Origin of the sequence: Paracnuella aquatica (assembly GCF_003332885.2) — a bacterium.
GTDB classification, from domain to species: domain Bacteria; phylum Bacteroidota; class Bacteroidia; order Chitinophagales; family Chitinophagaceae; genus Flavisolibacter; species Flavisolibacter aquaticus.
Window position 1 is genome coordinate 56600 of sequence record NZ_QOWJ01000006.1, and the last position, 22896, is coordinate 79495.

The 22896-nt window shown below is 50.4% G+C and carries 17 protein-coding genes; 9 read left to right on the top strand and 8 right to left on the bottom strand.

Features of this window, described 5'->3' with window-relative positions:
* Positions 1–181: 181 nt before the first annotated feature.
* The 4 genes from DRJ53_RS10540 to DRJ53_RS10555 all read right to left on the bottom strand — a co-directional run bounded on the left by DRJ53_RS10540 (position 182) and on the right by DRJ53_RS10555 (position 4183).
* Complete coding sequence (locus DRJ53_RS10540; RefSeq protein ID WP_114235597.1) at positions 182–2092, bottom strand: CocE/NonD family hydrolase; 1911 nt, start codon at positions 2090–2092, stop codon at positions 182–184.
* Positions 2093–2229: 137 nt separating this feature from the next.
* Complete coding sequence (locus DRJ53_RS10545; protein WP_114235598.1) at positions 2230–2445, bottom strand: hypothetical protein; 216 nt, start codon at positions 2443–2445, stop codon at positions 2230–2232.
* A 55-nt stretch (positions 2446–2500) separates the two neighbouring features.
* Entirely contained in the window at positions 2501–3466 is a 966-nt protein-coding gene (locus tag DRJ53_RS10550; protein WP_114235599.1) for a zinc dependent phospholipase C family protein, read from the bottom strand.
* Positions 3467–3538: 72 nt separating this feature from the next.
* Positions 3539–4183 (bottom strand): DUF502 domain-containing protein, encoded by a 645-nt coding sequence (locus DRJ53_RS10555; RefSeq protein WP_114235600.1) that lies wholly within the window; start codon positions 4181–4183, stop codon positions 3539–3541.
* A gap of 184 nt (positions 4184–4367) precedes the next feature.
* Between DRJ53_RS10555 and DRJ53_RS10560 the strand changes: the two genes are divergently transcribed.
* The 9 genes from DRJ53_RS10560 to DRJ53_RS10600 all read left to right on the top strand — a co-directional run bounded on the left by DRJ53_RS10560 (position 4368) and on the right by DRJ53_RS10600 (position 20077).
* Positions 4368–4961 carry an RNA polymerase sigma-70 factor gene (locus DRJ53_RS10560; protein ID WP_162303852.1) on the top strand — a complete coding sequence of 198 codons (594 nt, stop codon included), beginning with the start codon at positions 4368–4370 and terminating at the stop codon, positions 4959–4961.
* A gap of 81 nt (positions 4962–5042) precedes the next feature.
* Positions 5043–6164 carry a FecR family protein gene (locus tag DRJ53_RS10565; protein WP_114235602.1) on the top strand — a complete coding sequence of 374 codons (1122 nt, stop codon included), beginning with the start codon at positions 5043–5045 and terminating at the stop codon, positions 6162–6164.
* 303 nt (positions 6165–6467) lie between these two features.
* A complete protein-coding gene (locus tag DRJ53_RS10570; protein ID WP_162303853.1) occupies positions 6468–9662 on the top strand; it encodes a SusC/RagA family TonB-linked outer membrane protein in 3195 nt (1064 codons plus the stop codon).
* An 18-nt stretch (positions 9663–9680) separates the two neighbouring features.
* Entirely contained in the window at positions 9681–11369 is a 1689-nt protein-coding gene (locus tag DRJ53_RS10575; RefSeq protein ID WP_114235604.1) for a RagB/SusD family nutrient uptake outer membrane protein, read from the top strand.
* Between the two features lie 372 nt (positions 11370–11741).
* Positions 11742–12419 carry a TetR/AcrR family transcriptional regulator gene (locus tag DRJ53_RS10580; RefSeq protein ID WP_114235605.1) on the top strand — a complete coding sequence of 226 codons (678 nt, stop codon included), beginning with the start codon at positions 11742–11744 and terminating at the stop codon, positions 12417–12419.
* Positions 12364–13767 carry a TolC family protein gene (locus DRJ53_RS10585; protein WP_114235606.1) on the top strand — a complete coding sequence of 468 codons (1404 nt, stop codon included), beginning with the start codon at positions 12364–12366 and terminating at the stop codon, positions 13765–13767. The genes DRJ53_RS10580 and DRJ53_RS10585 overlap by 56 nt, the downstream gene beginning before the upstream one ends.
* A 55-nt stretch (positions 13768–13822) precedes the next feature.
* Positions 13823–14980, top strand: coding sequence for an efflux RND transporter periplasmic adaptor subunit (locus DRJ53_RS10590; RefSeq protein WP_114235607.1), 1158 nt, complete (start codon positions 13823–13825; stop codon positions 14978–14980).
* Between the two features lie 223 nt (positions 14981–15203).
* Positions 15204–18794, top strand: coding sequence for an efflux RND transporter permease subunit (locus DRJ53_RS10595; protein WP_114235608.1), 3591 nt, complete (start codon positions 15204–15206; stop codon positions 18792–18794).
* Positions 18795–19147: 353 nt separating this feature from the next.
* The gene (locus tag DRJ53_RS10600) at positions 19148–20077 is read left to right on the top strand and encodes an NYN domain-containing protein (protein WP_114235609.1); all 930 of its coding nucleotides are present in this window, start codon (positions 19148–19150) and stop codon (positions 20075–20077) included.
* 61 nt (positions 20078–20138) lie between these two features.
* On the opposite strand, the gene DRJ53_RS21790 is transcribed toward DRJ53_RS10600, so the two are convergent.
* From DRJ53_RS21790 to DRJ53_RS10615, 4 genes are all read right to left on the bottom strand, one after another.
* A complete protein-coding gene (locus DRJ53_RS21790) occupies positions 20139–20273 on the bottom strand; it encodes a hypothetical protein (protein WP_277749273.1) in 135 nt (44 codons plus the stop codon).
* Between the two features lie 115 nt (positions 20274–20388).
* Entirely contained in the window at positions 20389–20637 is a 249-nt protein-coding gene (locus DRJ53_RS10605; RefSeq protein WP_114235610.1) for a hypothetical protein, read from the bottom strand.
* A gap of 181 nt (positions 20638–20818) precedes the next feature.
* A complete protein-coding gene (locus DRJ53_RS10610; protein ID WP_114235611.1) occupies positions 20819–21676 on the bottom strand; it encodes a phosphatidate cytidylyltransferase in 858 nt (285 codons plus the stop codon).
* A 2-nt stretch (positions 21677–21678) separates the two neighbouring features.
* Positions 21679–22644, bottom strand: a complete 966-nt coding sequence (locus DRJ53_RS10615; RefSeq protein ID WP_123893504.1) for a CPBP family intramembrane glutamic endopeptidase — start codon at positions 22642–22644, stop codon at positions 21679–21681.
* Positions 22645–22896: the final 252 nt, after the last annotated feature.

The following is a 22896-nucleotide window of genomic DNA, read 5'->3' on the forward strand; positions in this document are numbered from 1 at the left end:
TTCATTAAAATATGCACTACCAGTGTTGTCATGCCGAACTTGTGTCGGCATCTCCTTGTATTTTGGTAAACTCCGATAATAGTAGGAGATGCCGAAACAAGTTCGGCATGACAGCGGCTAATTGTGTTGAACGCTTTATCCATTCATCATTACACAACCGTAGTTATTTCACCAATGTTTCCTAAAACGTTTTAGCCGGTGTAGTGCTGGTGTTGGTGCTATTGTGTTGTGCGCCGCCAACACCAACAGTCGATGAGCCAAACACCTGAATGGTGCTCCTGATAAAATCCTTTTCATCGGCTTTATAGATGTTTTCAACATACTGCTGCGGGTTGCGGTCGATGTAAGGAAACCAGGTGCTATGGATCTGCACCATGATGCGGTGGCCTTTTTTAAACGTATGTAAAATGTCCTGCAGCGGCACGGCCACATCGGTGGGCTGACCGGGCACAAAAGGCTCGGGTTTTTCAAACGAATTTCGGAAGCGGCCCCGGAACACTTCGTGCCGCACCAACTGCTGGTAGCCGCCCATAATGATGTTCTTTGGGTTGTGCTCGTACTGCGGATGATTGTCGGGGTACACATCAATCAGTTTTACCACAAAATCGGCATCGGTTGTGCTGAGTGCTACTTTTAGTTTTGCCAGTATTTCGCCAGCCACGGTTACTGCATCTGCCAGCGGCTCGGTTTGGAATGTGATCACATCGGGGCGGGTGCTGGCGTGGCGCTGGTCGTCGCTCATAAAGCGCCTGGGCGTAAACGTTAGTCCTTCAATCTGCGAGGTGTAAGGCACCGGCTTGGCGGGGTCGCTGATGTATTCAAACTTCGCATTGGGATCAACAGGTTTGTTGATAGACAACTGCCCGTTGGGGCCAAAATACAATTGCACCGGTGGAATATTTTTGGGTGGCCACACATCAAACTGCTGCCACTGCTTGGTGCCCGTGTTAAACATCCATGCTTCGGGTAGCGTATCACTGCCGGTGCCTTTTAAGTAGTGATTAAAAAACGGCAGCTCAATATTTTTCTGGTAAAAAGATGAAATGGAATCGCCAAAATAAATGTGGTTGTGAATGGCCTTTGCCGATTCGTTGGCCCAGTCGCCATGTGCCCAGGGGCCCATCACAATGCGGTTCTTAGTGCCCGGGTTTCCGGCTTCAATGGTTTTGTAAATATTCAGCGGGCCATACAGGTCTTCGGCGTCAAACCAGCCACCAACGGTAAGCACCGCGGGTTTGATGCCGCTTTTCAGGTGCGGCAAAATGGACCGCTTTTGCCAGAATGTATCGTAGTTGGGATGATCAATAATTTGCTGCCAGAAAAAATTGCTGTCGTAGTACTGCTTGGTGATGTTTTTCAGCGGGCCTTTTGCCAGGTAAAAATCATAGGCATTCTTGGGTTGGTTCTGGTACATCTTCATCAGCTGCGGCATGTACCAGTCCTGGCGGGTGGTGTCCTTTTTCTGCACACCAAAAACCGGGAAGGCCGGCGTGTAGCTTTGCAGGTACGTACCCATGTGGTGAAAATCATCAAAGAAAAAATCGGAGATGGGCGCCTGCGGGCTCACTGCTTTTAGTGCAGGGTGTGCATCGGGCAGCGAAGCGGCGCTGTAAAAGCCGGGATAGGAAATGCCGAAAATGCCCACGCGGCCATTGTTGCCCCGGATGTTTTTTACCAGCCAATCAATGCTGTCCCAGGTATCGGAGCTTTCATCGATGTCCTTTTTATTTTTGGGGTTGTTGCCCGGTATGTTGGGCGTCATGTTGTTGAATTGCCCGCCGCTCATATATCGGCCCCGCACATCCTGAAACACCAGAATGTATCCATCTTTCACCAGGTAATCTGAAGGGTGGCCCTGCGTGTTAAAATTGGCATACGATGAAGCGTTATAACAAGTGCGGTTCATCAGCATGGGATAAGACTTTGATTTATCCTTGGGCGTGTACACAATGGTAAACAGCTTTACGCCATCCCGTGCAGGAATAAAATATTCGGCTTTGTCGTAGTGGTCGCGCAGTTTGTAAGTAGTATCGTGTTGCGCAAAAGAAGCCGTGCTCAAAAGCAACAGCAGCAGAACAATCAGTGGTTTCATTTAGGTGCCATTTGAACACCTAAGATAGTGCGGAAACAGGTGCAGTAAAAAGTTTATATGGCCGGGCACAAGCCCATTTAAGCGCAAATAAACTGCACCAACAGCGCTGATAAAACAGCAATAAAAACAGCCGTTGCTTACCTGCCGGCAGCAATCAGTGTAAATGCATTTTCGTCGGCTGTAGGTGCCCAGGCCCTTTTGGGAGCTGGCCGGTCGGCGGCACATTCTTCCATGGCAAATGGTGATGTGCGGTTGCCCACAATTTGCGATAGTTCGGAAAAAGAAAGACACTCGTCGCGGTGTTCGGGGGCTTTAACAGCGGCTTTGTTCAGGGTGGTTTCAGATGGCTGCATATCGGTTCTTCGTTTCGCTTACAAATATAAGTCTTGTAATCGTTCGTTGCGCCCCTTATTCGTGTGCCCGCTGCAGCGTTCCGCCGCCTTTCCATGCATTGTTCAACTGTTCCCATTCCTGCTCATCTTCCAAGGTAAACAGGGGCTGTGCACCGGTTTGCAAAACAGGTTGCCCTGCATCCACCCAGGCCGTAAACCACAGCGAGGCCACTGCGGCAATGGACTGCTGCATGCGGCGCTCCACCATGCCATTGAGGCGTTGGTTAAATGCCTTGGTAAACGCGGTGCTGTACTGCCGCACCAATGTGCCGTTACGCGGCTCAAATGCAAATTTCTGATCGGGGTTAAAAGCGGCGCTCAAATCTCTTTCGGTGCGCAAAACAGTGTCGGCGGCAGCAGCGCTTTGCAGCACCCGTTCCCAGATAAAAGCTTGCGGGTTGCCTATGTACACTGCTTTGCCTAAATAAAAACTCCATTCGGATGCGGCCAGCAACTCCGGCACCCGGCTTTCCCAAAAACCATGAATGCCCTGCTGCCCCGTAAGCTGCCCGTTGTAGTTGGCAGTAGCATGCAACGGCACATGTGCATCGGCCACGTAGTGGCCCAGTTCGGCCGATAGTTTAAGGATGCGGGCTGCGTCTTTTTGCCGGAAGGCTTCGGTCAATCTTGCCTGCATTATGGCAATCCACCACGGCACAATGCCATGCGCCTGCAGTGTGTCTTCTGTGTAGCGGGTTACGGCAGCGTTCCAGCCGCGGGGCAGCGAGTCAAATGGAAATGCGCCGTACCGGTCTAGGTCAATATAATGTCGCGGTGCTTCCTGGGGCACGGCGTAGCGGCGTTTGTCGGGGTCCACGGCGTGGTCGGCTAAAAAAAGGATATGCGGTTTGTATAGTTGCAGCATTTGCGGCGGCAGCAAAAACACCGCGTAGTAATTGATTTGCCGGTGTGCATAAAAACCCCAGCATTGCGCCGTGTAAGTACACAGGCACAGGAGTGCCGCCAGTAGTTTTGGTTTCATGCACCATAAAGTAAAAAGTAAAAGGCAAAAAGTCAACAATCGCAGCGCTTGTTTGTGCCCGTTTTACCCTTTTTACTTTTGAATTTTTACTTCTTTCTTGCCTTCTTCCACGTTGGTAACGCCTCCGCTGATGGCAAACTTCATCGTTTCGGCAGCGGTTATTTTTTCGATGGGTTTGATGCGGTTAGCGGGCAGCACATACACATTGCCGGCAATGGAGTACGACAGCGGAATGTACACCACCACATAGCCATCCATACCTAGTTCATGCGCATCATCGCTGGTAACAAACCCTACACGCCACACATCGTTGTCGTCCACATTGGCCAGCACGGGGCGGTTAAATTTTTTCTTTTCACCGGCGAAAGCCTCAAAAAAATCTTTTACCGTGGTGTAAATAAGCCGCACTCCCGGCGTTTTTTCTAGGAAAGAATCAAAGAGGTTGAACAGGCGCAGCTTCAGGAAAAAAGAGGACAGGTAGCCAATGATGCAGATGGATAAAATAACCACCACAAAGCCCAGCCCGTAGTTGCGTACATATACCCGGCCGCCAGGTCCGTTTTCGGTAAAAATGGGCACCAGGCTATCAACCGATGATACCACCCAGTAAATGGTATAGGCCGTAATGGTTACGGGTGCAATGACCAAAAGCCCCTGCAGAAAATACTGGAACAACCTGCTGAACTGAAACCTGTTGGACTGATTGCCACCATTCATGCTGCAAAAGTAGGAGAGTTTGGTGTTGGGTGGTTTGGCGCCAGTTATAGCAAATAATATGCGTTTGTAAATACTGGCTGATCAAAACTTAATGTTGCGGCATCAACAATTTACAGCGCGGTGCACTTGGTTTCTTTTTGGTAAACTGATACCTTCATACCGAAATATTGCACCCTACCTGACCATGAACGAACTTGCCACCATTACCGCATTGCAGCAGCGCATTGCTTTGTACGAGGATATGCGGGCCTACCAGGAACTGTATGGACTTTTGTTCAGCCGGCTGTTTCATTTTTCTTATGCTATGGTGCGGTCCAGGGAAGCGGCCGAAGAAATTGTTTCCGATGTGTTCATCAAGCTCTGGCAAATGCGCAACGAGCTGGGCAAGGTGGCCGCGCTTAAAGTGTACCTCTACACCATTACCCGCAATTTTTCGCTGAACTATATTACCCGCAACCACAAGCATCACTGGGAGTCGCTGGAGGCTTTTGATGAAGCCGATTTTATGAACCCCGTAACTCCCGAAGAATTAGCCATTTCGGCCGATATGCACCAACGCATACAGGAAGCCATCCGCCAGTTGCCACCGCAGTGCCGCATTATTTTCCAACTGGTGCGGGAAGATGGCCTGAAGTACCGCGAAGTGGCCGAAGTGCTGCAACTTTCGGTGCTTACCGTACGCAATCAAATGTCTATTGCGGTGCGCAAAATTGCAGCTGCACTGCCGCCAAGCCTCCGGCGGCAATTTGCCAGCACCGATAAATTTTCCCGCTCCTGATTGGCTTTTTTTACTGTTGTAAAAAATTTTTTGTGCCCTTTTGGTACATGCAGTTAAATACTGTGTCTTTCTTTTAATGAAATGCAGCCTTCTTCCGAACATCTTTGGTATTTAGTAAGCCTCAAGCTTTCTGGCGAGGCAGGTCCGGACGACCTGGCCGAGCTGGACCGGCTATTGAAAGAGGCGCCGGAAGCGGTGTTTCAGGTAGAGCAGTTGGAAAAGTTGTGGCGGCAACGAACAGAGCTGCCGCAGCAAAAGATCAACGAAGCATACAGCAGGCACCTGCAGCGGCTAAGCAACCACTTGTCGGAGCCAGCGTTGCAATACACCCAGAACGAAACGCCGCAATGGCCCGAAGAAGAAGTGGCAGCGCCGGTACGCAGTACCCGATGGTGGTGGATGGGTGGCGTGGCTGCATTGCTGCTGATTGGTGTGGTGTTGTTCTTTATGCCGGGAAAGGAGCAAGGCGGCAAACTGCCGTCGCAAAACGTAGTGAGCACCCGGTTCGGATCTAAATCAAAAGTGCAGTTGCCCGATGGTACGGTGGTGCACCTCAACTCTGGCAGCCTGCTTACCTACGACCAGGCATTTAATGGAAAGATCCGCGAGGTGCGGCTGAGTGGCGAAGCGTTTTTTGATGTGGCGCACAACAAAGACCGGCCGTTTATCATACACACCGATGCGGTGGATATCAAAGTGCTGGGAACGGCATTTAATGTAAGGGCCTACCCCGATGAACAAACTACAGAAACGGCGTTGATCCGCGGCTCGGTGGAGGTAATGCTGCTGCACAACCCGGATAAGAAAATAGTGCTCAAGCCCAGCGAAAAACTGGTGGTGCAAAATAAGCAGGACACGGCTGAAGCCAGGCCGCAACGGGCCACAAGCGAAGCCATTCCGCTGGTAACAATATCGAAAGTGCACAACCTGGAGAGGGACAGCACGGTGCTGGAAACCAGCTGGGTGGACAACAAACTGATTTTTGAAAACGAAAGCCTCGAAACCATTGCACAAAAGCTCGAACGCTGGTACGATGTACGCATCACCATTACCGACGAAGGGCTGAAAAAGGAACGTTATAAAGCCACGTTTGAAGGCGAATCATTGGAAGATGTACTGAACGCTTTGAAATATGCAGGAGCTTTTTCCTCAGGCGACTTTTCGTTTACAATTAATAAAAAAGAAGTGCGCATCATGCCCTGATGCCGTTACTATAGCTACCCTTTAATACTAAGTGTCAACTAGTGATTACCTGCGCTGCGGTGCATGGTAGGATACTGCTTTTATCACCTTAATTGCCTGCATATGAAACAAGCTCCTGCTACCTGACGCCCCAAAAAAAGAAAGCGGAACATGCTGCAACATGCCCCGCTGTTATGCTTTGACAAAGGGTTGCCCGCACTGGGCGGAAACCCATTCATCATCACCTTACAAACCCAAAGTATGAAATCATTTGGACATAACGCCCCTGCGGGGAGCGTTAGGTTATGCGTCAAATATTTATTGATGACAAAGTTTACGCTGCTTTTAATCATTGCCTGCACCTTTCAGTCGTTTGCACATGAAGGCCATGCGCAAAACAATATCAGCCTCGACTTGGATAAGGTGAACATAAAGCAGGCGCTGCACGCCATCGAATCACAGGGCTTTTACCGCTTTGTATATAAAGATGAAATTTTGCCGCGCCGCCAAAAAGTAAGCATCCAGGTGCAGGATGCACCGCTCAACGAAGTGCTGCCCAACCTGCTGAAAAATACATCGCTTACCTACCGGCAAATGAACGATCGGCTGGTGGTGATTTCAAGGGCTGATGAACCCCGCGAGGAAGTGGTGTATGATGTGCCTGTTACCGGCAAAATCACCGACAGCGAAGGCAAGCCGCTTTCCGGTGTATCGGTGTTGGAAAAAGGTACCAGCAACGGCACCACCACCCGCGAGGATGGATCTTTTTCACTAAATGTAGCCGGCCCGTCATCGGTGCTGGTGGTTTCTTTTGTTGGGTTTGAAAACCGCGAAATAACCGTGGGCAATCAAAGCTCCATCAGCCTGCAGTTGCAAACTTCCAACCAGCAAATGAACGAGGTGGTGGTAGTGGGTTATGGTTCGGTGCAAAAACGCGAACTGACCAGTGCAGTAACCACCATCCGCAGCAAGGATTTTATACAAGGCGCAGTAAACAGCCCGCTGCAACTGATTGAAGGTAAAGTGGCCGGCGTGGTTATTTCCAACCCCGCTGCCGCCGATCCCAACCGCGGTGCCGATGTGCAGGTGCGTGGTGCTGCCTCGCTGAGTGCAGGCAACGGCCCGCTGATTGTAATTGATGGCATGCCTGGTGGCGACCTGCGCAACGTGGCGCAACAGGACATTGAATCCATCACGGTGTTGAAAGATGCATCAGCCGCGGCCATCTATGGTTCGCGGGGTGCCAACGGCGTTATTTTGGTGCAAACCAAAAAGGGCCGTGCCGGCCGGGTGCAGGTTACTTACGACAGCTTTATTGAGCACGACCGCATTGCCAACAAACCCGACATTCTTTCGGCGGAAGAGTTTTTGGCCCGCAACCGCGATGTGGACCGTGGTGCCCGCACCAATTGGTACGATGAGTTGATCCGTGAAAACAATTTTGGACAAAACCAGTTTCTGACTGTTTCGGGCGGCAGCGAAAACACGCAATTCCGCCTCTCTGGCAACTACCGCAAAAAGACCGCGATCGATATTGCATCGGACCGCAAAGAATATGGTTACCGCGCCAACTTTTTGCAAAAAGCACTCGATGGCGTGCTGGAATTTTCGGGCAATTTATCGCAACGCGTAGCCAACGAAGAGTACACCAACTATGGTGCTTTTCAGCAGGCGGTAAAACTCAATCCTACCATTCCAATCATGAACCCCAACGACCCGGCAAAATGGAATACGCTGCAGGGTTTTGATACCTACAACCCGGTGCAGGACCTGTTGGCAAGGGAAAACGGTGCCGACCGAAACTACTCGATCGTTGACTTCAACGTTCGTCTGAATTTGCTGCGCAACCTGTCGACCGAACTAAAGCTGGCCCGCCAGGGACAGGAGCTGCTGCGCCGTGAGTATTACACTTCCGCTGCCGCCGAATCGGTAAACAGCAACCGCACAGGCCGTGCCCGTGTGCAAAGCGAGAAATGGACGGATTATACATTGGAATGGACCGCCAATTACAACACCCGCATCAAACTGCACGACATCCGGCTGATGGGTGGCTACTCGTACCAAGAGTTCAACAACCAGGGGTTTTTTGCCGAGAACATGAATTTCCCGTCCGATGCCTTTAACTGGAACAACCTGGATGCGGGCAGCTGGAACCGCGAAAACGGACGCCTGGGTATGGACAGCTGGCGGAGCAAGGAAAAAACCATTGCGTTTTTAGGCCGCGCCATTTATAATTTCAACGACCGCTATTTTCTTACCGGCTCGTTCCGCTACGAAGGCAACACCAAATTTGGTGTCAACAACAAGTGGGGTTTGTTTCCCGCGGTGTCGGCAGCATGGCGTGTTTCCAGCCTCGATGCTTTGGCTAACTCCGATGCCATCAACGACCTGAAACTTCGGGTATCCTACGGCGTTACCGGCCGCTCTGGTTTTGGCCGCTACACTTCGCTGGCACGTTATACCGGTTATGGCCAGTATCCCAACGATGAAGGCGTTTGGACCCGTGTGTACGGACCGGCCAACAACTACAACCCCGACCTGCAGTGGGAAAAAGCCATTGCTTATAACCTGGGTGTCGACTTCTCCCTGTTCCGCAACCGTGTAAGTGGTAGCATCGACGCCTTTGTACGCAAAAGCAGCGATCTCATCTCTGATTATGGCGTGCCTGTGGGCCCGTACCTGCATGAGCGCATGACCGTAAACGTGGGTACCACTTCATCGCGTGGCGTGGAGCTGAACCTGAACTGGGATGCAGTAAAACGCAAAGATTTTTCGTACAGCACCAACGTAACCGCTTCATACATCAAGGCAAAGTTGGATAGCTGGTCGAACGACCGTTTCCAAAGCGAGTTTACCGAATTGCAGGACCTGCCTTCTCCCGGTAACCCCGGCCCTGCCTTCCGCATGGAAGATGGTGTGGAACTGGGCTCGTTTTACGGGTATAAATATGCTGGCGTAAACAACGAAGGCAAAATACTGGTGTGGAAAGATGGCGAGGTGGGCAAAGAAGCCATCCTTACATCTGAAGCCAACCGCGACCGCGACCGCACTTATATTGGCCACGGTGCACCGCACTACGAGCTGGCCTGGGGCAACTCACTCGGTTACCGCAATTTCGACCTTACGTTGTTTTTCCGCGGCCGGTTTGATTACAATATCCTCAACCTGTACCAGATGTATTACGGCCTGCAGGCAGAGCCCAACGTAAACCTGTTGCGTGATGCTTATGAACGCAATGGCCAGATCACTTCGGGTAAGGTCATCATGGATTATTTCCTCGAAAAAGGCGACTACTTCAAACTGGACAACCTGACGCTGGGATGGTCGCCCAAGATCAACTCGAAAGTGGTGAGCAGCCTGCGGTTGTACGGCACGGTGCGCAATGTATTTACCATCACCAAGTATTCGGGCCTCGATCCTACCACGGTAGGCATCACCGGTCTTACACCCGGCTATGGCGACCTGAATGTTTATCCCATCACCCGAAACTTTTCATTTGGCGCACAGGTTAATTTCTAACCGAAAAACTGCATTGACATGAACAAATTAAAATCGCTATACATCGCACTGGCAGCAACAGTGCTCCTTTCTTCGTGCACCAAGCTGGATGAAGAAGCATTCGATATCCTGCCTTCGGAAAATTATTTCCAGGATAAAAATTCCATCATTGCCGCGGTGCTGCGGCCATACGAACATGCCCACTGGAACGCATGGGACGGCGACCGCTGGCTGCTGCAGGAGCTGACCGCCGACCAGTTTGTGTGGACACAAAAAGGCAAACACGGCTACGATGGCGGCGACTGGGTGCGGCTGCATGCACACGACTGGACCGTAGACGATAATCACGTGAACGGCGGATGGGTGGGCCCCTACCAGGGCATTGCACAGTGCAACGTGTTTTTAAAAGACCTTGGCGCACTGGACTACACCAAGTATGGCCTCACCGAGGCCGACAAGGCACAACACCTTTCGGAGCTGCGTGCCCTGCGTGCCTGGTTTTACCTGTTCCTCATCGACTTTTTCCGCGAAATACCCATCATCACCGAGCCGCAGCAACTGGTAGGTCAGTCGAGCCCGCAGGAAGTGTTTGCCTTTATTGAAAAAGAAGTAAAAGAATCGATCCCGGGTTTGCCTAAAGAAGGAAAAGTAGGCCGCTGGAACCAGGCTGCTACTGCAGCGCTGCTGGTGCGCCTGTACCTGAATGCAGAAAAATGGACCGGCACGCCAAAGTTCACCGAGTGTGCACAGGTGGCGCAGCAGATCATTGACGGTGCTTATGGCACCTACAGCATCGATGCCGATTACCGCGGGCCTTTCCGTTCGGGCATCAGGGCCTATCGTTCGCCGGAAAACCTGTTCGAGTTTCCACATGCCCGAAACATCTACGAGTTTGGCTGGATTTACAATTCGATGATGCATTACCAGGCCCGCTACTCGCTGGATAACGACTGGGGTGGCTGGAACGGTATTCACCTCACACCATCGAGGGGATTGGACGGCAACCTGCTTACTTACAACTTGGGCAAGCCTTTTGAAAAATACGCCGCAGCCGATAAACGCAAACAACCGTTCCGCACCACATCGGCCGATGGGCAGTATGAAGGCTTTTTCCTGATTGGCCAGCAATACGAGTTCAACAAATCGCGGGGTTACGGTTTTGACAGTACCAAAATGGTAAACGGCACAGAGGAATACAATGGTAAACCACTTGCGTTTGTTGACCAGGTAGGCCGTTTTTCAGAAAGGCCCGGAGGCCGCTGGAACGAAGGCTCGAACGTAACGACCGGCGAGGAAAACTCGGGGGTGCGGCTGCTGAAATTCCCGTGGCTGTCGATGACGGCTAACCTGTTCCAGTTCAACTCGGCACCGGAGATAAGGCTGGCGGAAATTTATTATTCGCTGGCCGAATGTAAGTACCGCAGTGGTGATAAAGCAACCGCAGCACAATTGCTCGATGCGGTGCGTAAACGAAATTTTACCGATGCTGCATGGCCGGCACACAGCTATGTGCAAAACCCGGCCATGCTTACCGACAACGAGTTTGTTGACGAATGGGGCCGCGAGTTTATTGGCGAGCATCGCCGCCGCACCGACCTGGTACGCTGGGACAAGTTTGGCGACGAATGGTGGGCCAAACCAAAGGATGCAAAAGACCGGACCGCATTTCCCATACCCTCCAGGCAGCTCAACACCAACCCGCTGCTGGAGCCTAACGGTTTCGAATAGGTGAAGTTGACGCAATAGTAGAAAAGAGGGCGCCTTTCCAGGCGCCCTTTCATTTGTGGGATATGTCGGGCCGCCATTACACAAGCGTCTGTTCAGTAATACATGTCATGCCGAACTTGTTCCGGCATCTCCTTCAATCTGCGGAGTTTACTAAAGCAGCAGGAGATGCCGAAACAAGTTCGGCATGACAACTCGAAAATTCAACAATGGGAGTTGATTGTGGTTTGATATAGAGGCAAAATTGTTATTTGTTCAAGCTTGGCTGTGTTAGGATTTACTGTTGCCACTCACCACAAATAATTGCCACTTATCCCAAAATATGGTTCGGAAACTTTGGCTCCGAAAAAAGTTTCCATAGTTTGCCCCTGTTTTATGGAACCAAAAGAGCGCATCCTGCAAAAGGCCCACGAGCTGTTCAACCGCTACGGCATCCGTTCGGTTTCTATGGATGAAATTGCTGCACAGGTAGGCATGTCCAAAAAAACGGTGTACCTGTATTTTGCCGATAAAGATGAACTGGTTTGCGCCGTATTCAACGGCATCATGACGCACAACCAGTGCCAGTGTCAGCAGGACCGGAGCAGGGCCGAAAATGCCCTACATGAAGTGTTTCTCGCCTTCGATATGGTGCAGGAAATGTTTGCCGAAATGAATCCTTCCGTACTCTTCGAAATGGAGAAATACCACCCCGGCGCTTTTGAGCAATTCAAACAGTACCGCGACGGGTTTTTGTACCACATGATTCGCCAGAACCTGCAACGGGGCATTGCCGAAGAATTGTACCGCCCGGAGATTGACATTGATGTGCTGACCCGTTACCGCATCCACAGCATGATGCTGGCCTTTAATGCTGAAGTATTTCCCAACAACCGCACCCATCTTGTTCACATCGAACACCAGTTACTGGAATTGTTTCTGAACGGACTGGCCACCACAAAAGGCCGCAGGCTGCTTCAGAAGTATCAACATCAACGCACAAAAAAAGGCAACCACAATGAAACCCGGATGGAGCATAACAATAGGCATACTGGCAGGCCTGCTGGCTGTTAACGGCGATGCATATGCGCAGCAGCGGCACAGCCTTTCGGTAACCGAAGCAGTGGCTTATGCGCAAAAAAACAATGCACAGGTAAAGAACGCTTTGCTGGATGTGCAGATACAGCAGCAAACCAACCGCGAAATAACGGCCAGCGCTTACCCGCAGATCAATGGTAACGCCGCTTTTGGCTACAACCCACGGGTGGCGGTACAGCAGTTTCCCAACTTTATTGCCGCAGCTACCTATGGTGTGTTGCAAAATGAAGGAGTAAAAAACGGTAGCGGTGCACCCATTGTTTCGCCTAACGATTTTGGACTGGTGGCAGCAGCGTTTGGTACCAAGTTCAACGCATCGGCAGGTGTATCGTTGCAGCAGTTGTTGTTTGAAGGGCAGGTGTTTGTAGGGTTGCAGGCGCGGGCTACTTCCATTGCTTTCCAGCAAAAAAATGTGGAGGTAACCGAGGAAGGCATCAAGGCCAATATTTACAAAGTGTACTACCAGCTTTCGGCCAGCAAAGCGCAATTGCAATTGCTGGATGCCAACATTGCACGGCTCGAAAAATTGCGCAACGATTTCCAGATCATGTACGACAATGGTTTTGCAGAAAAACTGGATGTAAACCGTGCCGCCGTGCAACTGGCCAACTTGCAAACCGAAAAGCAGCGGGCACTGAACACGATCGAAAACGGCTACCTCGGTTTGAAACTGCTCATGGGCATGCCCATACGCGATACGCTGGTGCTGACCGATTCGGTAACGGAAGCGCAGATCCGCGATGGTGTACTTGAGAACACGCAATACAATTACGACAACCGCAAGGAATACCAGCTGGCCGAACTGGGCAAGCGGCTGCGTCAATACGACATCAAACGTTACAAGCTTACGTATTTCCCAACCGTTGCACTGTCCAGCTCCTATTCACGGCTGACGCAAACCAATAAGTTCAACTATTTCAGCGGGGCGCAATGGTTCCCGGCATCGTCCATCGGGCTCAATATTTCGGTGCCCATATTTGATGGATTTGCACGGGCGGCACGCATCAAAAGGGCGCAGCTGCAATTGCAGCAAACCGAAAACGAAATGGAAGGTTTGCGTCTGAGCATCGACCAGGATGTGGCGGCAGCATTGAACAATTACCGGTCGGCACTCTCTACGCTGGAAACCCAAAAGCGCAATATAGAACTGGCCGAACTGGTGTATAGCCAAACCAAATTGAAACAGGAAGAAGGTCTTGGATCGGCAACGGAAATTTCAACGGCGCAAACCGATTTGCAGGTAGCACAAAGCAACTACATACTGGCGTTGTATGATGCCATCAATGCAAAGGTCGATTTTTTAAGAGCCACGGGTAAGCTGTAAACAAGCGCTGTTTTTACCAGCAAACAACAACCACACAACCACAAAATATAAATCAATGAACCGGATCATCACCGCATTGCTGTTGGCAATAATTGTTGCATCCTGCGGCAATGCGAAAAAAGATACAGAAGGAAACATCAACGATAAAAAAGTGCAGCTTGAAAAATTGCGTAAAGAGCAAAAAGAGCTGACGGCGCAAATAGATGCGCTGGAAAAAGAAGTGGGTGATGCCGACCCTGCAACAGCCGCTGCGCAAAATGCAAAACTGGTAACATTGAGCCCCATTCAGCCGGCTGATTTTGTACACTATGTAGACCTGCAGGGCCGGGTTGATGCCACCAATATTTCGTACGTGGCGCCGCCCAATGGGCAGGGCGGTGTGGTAACGGCGCTGTATGTAAAACAAGGCGATGCGGTGCGCAAAGGACAGGTGCTGGCACGCCTCGACGACCAGTTGATTCGCCAGCAAATTGAGCCGCTGCGGGTACAACTTACTACTGCAGAAGACACGTACAAACGCACCAAAAATTTGTTTGACCAAGGCATTGGTACCTACCAACAAGTACTGACTGCACAAACACAAGTGGAAACGCTGCGCAAGCAAATTGGCATTTTGCAAAAACAAGCCGGCCTGATGACCGTAACCGCACCCAGCAGCGGCGTGGCCGATGCAGTGAATGTGCGGGTAGGCGAATTGTTTACGGGTACCAGCGTTGCAGGTCCGCAGATCCGCATTGTAAACACCGGCAGCTTGAAGATCACTGCTGAAGTGCCGGAGAATTATATTGGCCGCATTGGTAAAGGCAGCAAACTGCAAGTGGAACTGCCCGATGTTGACAAGCGTTTTGAAACAAAAGTGAATGTGGCCGGCCAAACGATTGATGCGGCACGCCGTACCTTTTACATTGAAGCGCCAGTGCCCTCGGGTGCCGGGCTGAAGCCCAACCAGGTGGCCTCTGTAAAGGTGCAGGACTATACCCGCACCGGCGCCGTAACCATCCCGGTAAATACGCTGCAAAACGATGATAAAGGCAAATACGTGATGGTGGCCATTAAAGAAGGCGACCGCATGATTGCCCGCAAAATATATGTGCAGGTGGGCGAACTATACCAGAACCAACTGGAAGTGAAAAGCGGGCTGCAGGGCGGCGAGCAGTTGATCATCGACGGCTTTCAAAGCCTGTACGACGGCCAGCCGATTAAAACAGCGTAAGTAGTATCGAACAGACGAACAAGGAACAGATGAATGTCGAAGTAGAATGATGAATGATTAATTATGGATTATTAATTATTGAAGTTGTTCCGGATTCATAGTCCCTAATTCATCATTCGAAATTCCTTGATCCTTGCTCGATATTTTATACAAACTTCTTCTGTTCGACATTCCTTGTTCATCTGTTCGACATTCATAACCGCCTCTTCTCCAAATAAAAACCATGAGTGTTTTAGAAAATCCCAACGGACCGTTCAAGCACTTCAGGCCCACCACCTGGAGCATCCTGAACAAAACCACCATCTACCTGCTGATGCTGTTTGTGAGCCTGGCGGGTGTGTTTCAATTTATAACGCTGCCTAAAGAACAGTTCCCGGACATTGTTATACCTAACATTTACATACAAACGATTTACGCAGGCAACACGCCCCGCGATATTGAGAACCTGGTAACGCAGCCCATCGAAAAACAGATCAAAAGCATCACCGGTGTTAAGCTCAATAAAGTTACATCCACATCGCAGCAGGATTTTTCCATCATCATCGTTGAGTTCGACACGGATGTGGATACGGACATTGCGTTGCAAAAAGTAAAAGATGCGGTGGACAAAGCAAAACAGGACCTGCCCACCGACCTAACGCAGGAACCCGTGGTGCTGGAAGTAAGCTTATCGGAGCAGCCCATTATGTATGTAAACCTGAGCGGCGATTACGACCCTGCACGGCTAAAGCAATACGCCGATGAAATGCAGGACCGGCTGGAAGAACTGCCACAGGTAAACCGCGTGGATCTTGTAGGTGCACCGGAACGGGAGTTCCAGATCAACGTAGATAACCTGCGCATGCAAACTGCCGGCATCACCTTCGATGATGTGGCCAATGCCGTGGCGCGGGAAAACTTGGACATATCGGGTGGGCAACTGGAAGTGGGTAACATGCGGCGCAACCTGCAGTTGAAAGGACAACTGAAAACAGAGCAGGATATTGAAAACATTATTGTACGCAACAACGTTGGCGCACCGGTTTACCTGCGTGATGTGGCCAATGTGCGGGATACGATTAAAGAGCGGGAAAGCTATGCGCGGCTCAATGGTAAAAACGTAATTACACTCAACGTAGTAAAGCGCTCCGGCGAAAACCTGATTGAAACGGCCGAAGGCGTGAACAACATAGTAGCCGAATTAAAAAAGTCGGTGTTCCCGCCCAACCTCGATGTAGTGATCACCGGCGACCAAAGCATCAATGCCCGCAACTCGTTTAACGAGTTGGTGAACACCATCGTCATTGGCTTTATACTGGTGTTGGTGATCCTGATGTTTTTTATGGGTGTGGTCAATGCGTTTTTTGTGGCGCTGAGTGTGCCCCTGAGCATCTTTGTGGCCTTCCTGTTTATACCTGGTGCCGAAGTGATTGCAGGTTCTGATGTAACACTCAATTTCATTGTGTTGTTTGCCTTGCTGTTTGGCCTCGGCATCATTGTAGACGATGCCATTGTGGTGATTGAAAACACGCATCGCATTTTTGTAGAAGGCCGTGGCCGCATCTCTGCCGAAAAAAGCGCTATGATGGCTGCCGGCGAAGTGTTCATACCGGTACTTGCTGGTACGCTTACAACGCTGGCGCCGTTTTTACCCCTGTTATTCTGGCCGGGCATCATTGGTAAGTTTATGATTTACCTGCCTACGATGCTCATTTTTACCCTCACTGCATCGCTTATCGTTGCTTTTATCATGAACCCTGTTTTTGCAGTGGATTTCATGAATCATGACGAGGAAGGCGGTGAGCCAAAATCGGCGATCTTTAGAAAGAAAGGCTTTTGGATTGGACTGGGGTTGGGCATATTGCTCGACATCATTGGGTTTACATTTTTTGGCAACCTGATTATATTCATTGTACTGCTGGTGGTATTTAACAGGTATGTGCTCAACGATGTGATCCACAGTTTTCAAAACCGCTTTTTACCTGGCCTCATGCGCCGTTACGAAAAGCTGTTGCGTTGGGCTTTAAAAGGCTGGCGGCCGGTGTGGCTGCTGCTGGCAACATTCGGGTTGTTTATTTTTAGCCTGATTGTTTTTTTCATTGCTACATATACGCAATGGGTAAAAGTGGTATTCTTTCCCAACGCCGATCCCAACTTTATTTACACCTACATCAAACTGCCGGTTGGTACCGATGTGGAATACACCGACTCCATTACCAACCTGTTGGAAAAACGGGTGTACAAAGTGTTGGACATGGAAGGCGGCAAGGAAAACCCGTTGGTGGAAAGTGTAATCTCCAACGTTGCGGTAGGCGCTGCCGACCCCATGAGCGGCGACCGCAGTACCCGCTCCGAGTTGGGCCGCATACAGGTGTCGTTTGTGGAATTTGAAAAACGCCACGGCAAATCAACCGCGCCGTACCTCGATAGCATCCGTGCAGTAATGAAAGGCATACCCGGTGCGGAAATATCGGTGGCACAGGAAAGCAGCGGCCCGCCCACCGATCCGCCGGTGAATATTGAGGTGGCCAGCGAAGACATTGACGACCTGATCAAGACCGCGGTAAGTTTGAAAAACTATCTTGATTCGATACAGGTGCCGGGCATAGAGGAATTAAAGATGGATGTGGACCTGAGCAACCCGGAGATAACGTTGATGGTTGACCGAAACCGGGCACTGGCGGAAGGTGTGAGCAGTGCACAAATTGGTATGCAAATTCGCACTGCATTGTTTGGTCGCGAGGTATCGAAGATCAAAGACGGTGAAGATGAATACAAGATACAATTGCGCAACCAGGAGCTGCAGCGCAACAATCTTTCCGACCTGCTGAACATGACCATCACGTTCAGGGATATGGCCACCGGGCAGGTAAAACGCATCCCGATTTCATCGTTGGTAAAAGTAGATTATACCAGCACGCAGGGCAGTGTAAAACGTAAGAACTACAAGCGTTTGATTTCCTTGCGATCGAATGTGTTGGAATCGCAGGGGTATACGGCGCAGGCGGTAAACACCGAACTGCAAGGCCACCTCGACCGCTTTCAAAATAAGCCCGATAACGTAACCATTGCACAGGCTGGCGAGGCCGCACAGCAAGCCGAAACAGTGGCCTTCTTAGGACAGGCGCTGGTCATTGCATTGATGATCATTTTGCTTACACTGGTGCTGCAATTCAACTCTATTTCAAAACCGGTGATCATTTTAACGGAAATACTGTTTTCCATCATTGGTGTGTTGCTTGGCTTCAGCATTACAGGCTTCAGTGTATCGGGTGTATTTACAGGCTTGGGCATTGTGGGGCTTGCAGGTATTGTAGTAAAAAATGGCATCCTTGTAATTGAGTTTGCCGAAGAATTGCGGATGCGTGGCTTGCGTATACGTGAAGCCATTATACAGGCAGGCAAAACAAGGATCATCCCGGTAATGCTTACAGCGCTGGCAGCCATCTTTGGATTGATTCCATTGGCTATTGGCCTCAACCTCAATTTCGTTACGCTGTTTTCGGAATTGAATCCACACCTGTTCTTTGGTGGCGATAGTGCACGGTTTTGGGCACCACTTGCATGGACGCTCATCTTTGGGTTGATCTTTGCATTTTTCATGACCTTGTTTATACTGCCCGGTATGTACCTTATTGCCGAACGGCTGCGCAGGCCCATGCGCCGGCAGTATGGTGGCAAATGGATTTCGTTCCTGGGTATACCGCCACTTACGCTGTTGTTTATTCCGCTGATGGTAGTAACCATGTTGCTGCACCAAAGAGCAGTGCGCCGCCGCCGGCGCAGGCTTAAAGGCAAGGATGTAAATGAAGCATTTATCGGTAGTTGGTTTTAGTAAAATGCAGGATGGGTGAACGTGCAAACTAACGTTTGTGGTTAAACGAAAATGGAATGATCGTGTTTACTTAAATGTTGTAACGTCGTCCTATCCTGCATTAGGAATAGGTTAAAAAAGCGCCCCGGTTCTGACTCGGGGCGCTTTTTTGTTACATTTGTAAGTATACAGATATAGAATTTTTACGCAGTATGCCGCTGCTTTTGCGCAGGCATGTTGATATATAGCAAGGTTACAGATGTCGTTTTTATAGCATGTTTTAGTGCTCACTGATCCGTATCGCCAGAACTATCGCTCCAGAGGACAAGTATGCACCGGCACGGTTGCATTTTTACTTAGATAATATTTTTATTATGACCAATGGATTTGAGAACCTGATCCGCATCGGGGTTTTTTACGATGGAAACTATTTTTCCGGCGTTTCTAATTTTTACAATTACCAGCATTCATTGCGCCGCCGCATTTCTATTCGCGGCTTGCACAGTTTTATAAAAGAGCAGGTGGCTACTGCATTGGGCACGCCTGCTTCGCTATCGCATATTGTAGATGCCCATTATTTCCGTGGCCGCCTCTCGGCGCAGGAAGCAGCGCAAAAAGGAAAGCTTTTGTACTACGAGCGGCTGTTTGATGATATCCTGATGAGTGAAGGCGTAACCACGCATTACCTGCCGGTAAAAGAACAATTTTCAAAGCGCTTGGAGAAAGGCATTGATGTATGGCTTTCGCTGGAAGCGTTTGAAATGGCGGTGTATAAAAAGTTTACGATGGTGGTGCTCCTGTCGGGCGACAGTGATTATGTGCCGCTGGTGCGCAAACTCAATACATTGGGCGTGCGGGTGATGGTGCTGGGTTGGGATTATGAATACACGGATGAAGAAGGCGCAAGGTACCAGCACCGCGTTAGCCGCGAACTGTTGAACGAAGCTACTTACCCGGTGCGCATGCACGAATTAATTAATGATCGGCGCTCCGAAGAAGATTTTATCAACCAGTTGTTTTTGCAAAAATCAAGAGCCGAAAATACCGACCGCAGTTTTGAAGCCGATGAAACCGAAGAGGAGGAAGAAGTGGTGTATGAAGATGCCGAGTTGCACAGCAGCTATGTGTTTTCGCTGAAGGATGGTTTTGGTTTTATCAAACATCCACCCAACAATTTGTTCTTTCATTACACCAATCTGCAGGATTGCAATTTTGAAGAATTACGTCCCGGCGACCCGGTGCGTTTTGTGATTGGTGAAAAAGAAGACGGGCAGGAATTTGCGTGCCGGGTGTATCGCAATTAAAACATCAAACGGCGGGCTGCAGCAAACAAATTTGTGTGTTCTGCAGCCCGCCGTTCCATCACTACTGTGGACCGCGTTGGGTACCGGCGTTTGGATCGCCAAGACTGCCATGTCCTTTCTCTTTTTTAGCTGCAAATACCATAAACGTACCCAGGCCCACCAGAAACAAATTCAGCACAATGATAAACAGCATCATAACCTAAGATTTAGGCAATTATGGCTTGCAATATCATGCCAAAAGGTGGCGGTTTTTGCTGCGTTTTGGAACTGCATTAGTCATTGAACAGGATTCAAATTGATCGACGGTTGACCTATATTTTGCCCTTGTAATCCCAATGGTCCTTCACTACTTTTCCTTCAGCATCTTTCAACAGCCTGCGGGCATATCGGTCGCCTTTGATGATGCCTTCCTCATTGGCCGTGCCGATAAATAATAAAACGGGATTGCCTTCTTCATCGGTCTTCATAGCCAGGTCGTAATCGCGAAAGTGGGTGTGCACCATGCTCGAAGGCTCGTATTTTTTGGCCAGTTTCTTCAGTAGTTGACCGCCTATTTTCATAGGGATAGGTGCCGCTAATAGAGTGCCAGAAGAGTTGGAAGACGGAAGTCGGCCGTCCGAAGACGAGCCGGCTGTTTACTAGGTTTTTTCACCTTGCCAAAAAAAATTTGCGTATTAATACAGTCCCATTTGAATAAGTGCAAAGTTCTTCGGACCTCTGACTTCCGTCTTCCGACTTTCCCTACATCACCACCCCCACATACACTGCGCAAACGGTGGCGGAAAGGAGCAGCGAATCGAAACGGTCGAGGAAGCCGCCGTGGCCGGGCATCATGGTGCCGCTGTCTTTTACACCAGCCATGCGTTTCAGCTTGCTTTCAAAAAGATCGCCGTAGGTACCGCTGATGGCGCCCAACGCAGCCAGTGCAGCAGCATGGCCTACGGGCAGCAGTCCGCTGAAATAAGCAACCAGGCTAATGGTAAGCACGGCCAGCACGGCGCCACCAATGGTGCCTTCCCATGTTTTTTTAGGCGAAATAGGTGAGAACGGCGTTTTACCAATCAATGACCCGACGATGTACGCCATGGTATCGTTGATCCAGTTGGTAACAATCACCAGCAGCGGAATGATGAGTGCATAAGCTGCCTGCGGATAATCCTGCCTGGTGCGCAGCCCCATCAACAGGGCGAGGCTGAGGGAAATATAAAGCAGGCCCGCAAAAAATGCCGGTACCATTTTCCCGTATTTATTCTTACGCGACACCAGCATGGCCAGCGCTGCCGCCAGTGCAGCCATCACCATACCAAGCCCTATTTCGGGCAGGGGGTATAGCAGCGCCGGCAATTGCATTTGGGTAAAAATGAGCATCAGGCCCCAGCCCAGTAGCGCAAAGCAAAACATGAGGGATTTAGCGCCGTCGTCTTCCCTTTGATGCATGTGTTTCACCAAGCGGTAATACTCCCACCAGCAGCCAAAATGCACTGCTGAAAAAAGCAGCAGAAACGACCATTCGTTCCACAGTAACCCGGCGGCCATCACCGCTACAAACACTACCGATGAAAGGGCACGGGTACGAAAGGTTTGCCAATTAAAAGCCATGCTTAAGCAATAAAGTCGTTGGTTGAATTAGGTGGCGGCGCAACGGTTACCGGCTCGTCGGGGGTGTAGGTGGCGCTGTTGCGTTTCATCCACCACACAATGGCTGCCAGCAGGGCCACACTGCCCAGGGCCAGCCAGGGTAAAGTGGCCTGTGGCAAAAAGCCGCTGGTTTGGTTCAGCAGGTGCGGGTTATAATGCAGGATCGTTACCAGCGTAGCATCGTATAAAAAGTGGGCAAGAATAGCCACCCAAATCGACCCACTGTACCAGTAAAGAAGCCCCAGCAAAACGCCAAGGATCAGCCGCGGCGCAAAACCCAAAAACTGGAAATGAAAAAAGGAAAAAAGAAACGCTGTAATGATGATGCCTGCCCAGGGGCTGCGGGTGCCGCGAATCATCATGCGCTGGATGATGCCACGGAAAAATAGCTCCTCGCCAATACCGGCAAACAGCGCAATAAACACAAGGTTAGCAATCAGGTTGGTGGTGGTTTTTTCCACAAACGCCAGCTTCAGCACATTGCTCACCTCCGCTTCCCGTTGGTGCATCCATTCGTTCAGGGCGGGGCCCAGGTCCAGTTGCTGGTTCAGCATGCCGGTGTATTCCACCAGCGGCAGCGCCACCAGCAACAGCAGCGATCCAACCAGCCAGTATGCGCCGTGTGCCGGCTGCCGCAAACCAAGGTACTGTCGTGGCTGCGGGTCGGAAAAGTAGGCAAACAGGAGCGAGGGCAGCACAAACATGCCCAGGAACTGTGCAACGAGCCCGCTGCGGATGATGAGCAGTTTGTTGGCCAGGTTCGAGCTGTCCCATTTGTTCATGTTCGACAATTCGGCCAGGTTGATACCTGCCGCCTGTGCGCCAAAACTCATGGCCATCAAGGAAATAATGACCCAAAGGCCTATAGCCAGGCCCACAAAAAGCAGCAGTTGCACCCCTATGGGCTTTGTTTTAAGATACGTTTGCATAGCGCCTCCAATTAGGTACCGTATTTTTGCGTGCCCGTGAATTTGCCTGCCCAGCTTTTTTTGCAGAACAAAAACAGGTGTGTAAACGGGCTGCAGCACCCTGATGGAACCGCCGTTGCGACGCTCCGTTCAGGGTTCCGATCCCTTGTTCAACACCTGCGTTTACTGCGTTTGCCCACAAGGGCAATTAAAGCGAACGAGCGGGGCTAAAACACCGGGTAAAAGGCTGCAAGTTAAGTGCTCATTTATAAA

Excerpts from the sequence above, each read along its gene's own strand:
- DRJ53_RS10610 (WP_114235611.1), bottom strand. The coding sequence starts at position 21,676 with ATGGCTTTTAATTGGCAAACCTTTCGTACCCGTGCCCTTTCATCGGTA.
- DRJ53_RS10565 (WP_114235602.1), top strand. The coding sequence starts at position 5,043 with ATGCAGCCTTCTTCCGAACATCTTTGGTATTTAGTAAGCCTCAAGCTT.
- DRJ53_RS10580 (WP_114235605.1), top strand. The coding sequence starts at position 11,742 with ATGGAACCAAAAGAGCGCATCCTGCAAAAGGCCCACGAGCTGTTCAAC.
- DRJ53_RS10595 (WP_114235608.1), top strand. The coding sequence starts at position 15,204 with ATGAGTGTTTTAGAAAATCCCAACGGACCGTTCAAGCACTTCAGGCCC.
- DRJ53_RS10585 (WP_114235606.1), top strand. The coding sequence starts at position 12,364 with ATGAAACCCGGATGGAGCATAACAATAGGCATACTGGCAGGCCTGCTG.
- DRJ53_RS10545 (WP_114235598.1), bottom strand. The coding sequence starts at position 2,445 with ATGCAGCCATCTGAAACCACCCTGAACAAAGCCGCTGTTAAAGCCCCC.
- DRJ53_RS10540 (WP_114235597.1), bottom strand. The coding sequence starts at position 2,092 with ATGAAACCACTGATTGTTCTGCTGCTGTTGCTTTTGAGCACGGCTTCT.
- DRJ53_RS10600 (WP_114235609.1), top strand. The coding sequence starts at position 19,148 with ATGACCAATGGATTTGAGAACCTGATCCGCATCGGGGTTTTTTACGAT.
- DRJ53_RS10570 (WP_162303853.1), top strand. The coding sequence starts at position 6,468 with ATGACAAAGTTTACGCTGCTTTTAATCATTGCCTGCACCTTTCAGTCG.
- DRJ53_RS10575 (WP_114235604.1), top strand. The coding sequence starts at position 9,681 with ATGAACAAATTAAAATCGCTATACATCGCACTGGCAGCAACAGTGCTC.
- DRJ53_RS10590 (WP_114235607.1), top strand. The coding sequence starts at position 13,823 with ATGAACCGGATCATCACCGCATTGCTGTTGGCAATAATTGTTGCATCC.
- DRJ53_RS21790 (WP_277749273.1), bottom strand. The coding sequence starts at position 20,273 with ATGATGCTGTTTATCATTGTGCTGAATTTGTTTCTGGTGGGCCTGGGT.
- DRJ53_RS10560 (WP_162303852.1), top strand. The coding sequence starts at position 4,368 with ATGAACGAACTTGCCACCATTACCGCATTGCAGCAGCGCATTGCTTTG.
- DRJ53_RS10555 (WP_114235600.1), bottom strand. The coding sequence starts at position 4,183 with ATGAATGGTGGCAATCAGTCCAACAGGTTTCAGTTCAGCAGGTTGTTC.
- DRJ53_RS10550 (WP_114235599.1), bottom strand. The coding sequence starts at position 3,466 with ATGAAACCAAAACTACTGGCGGCACTCCTGTGCCTGTGTACTTACACG.
- DRJ53_RS10605 (WP_114235610.1), bottom strand. The coding sequence starts at position 20,637 with ATGAAAATAGGCGGTCAACTACTGAAGAAACTGGCCAAAAAATACGAG.
- DRJ53_RS10615 (WP_123893504.1), bottom strand. The coding sequence starts at position 22,644 with ATGCAAACGTATCTTAAAACAAAGCCCATAGGGGTGCAACTGCTGCTT.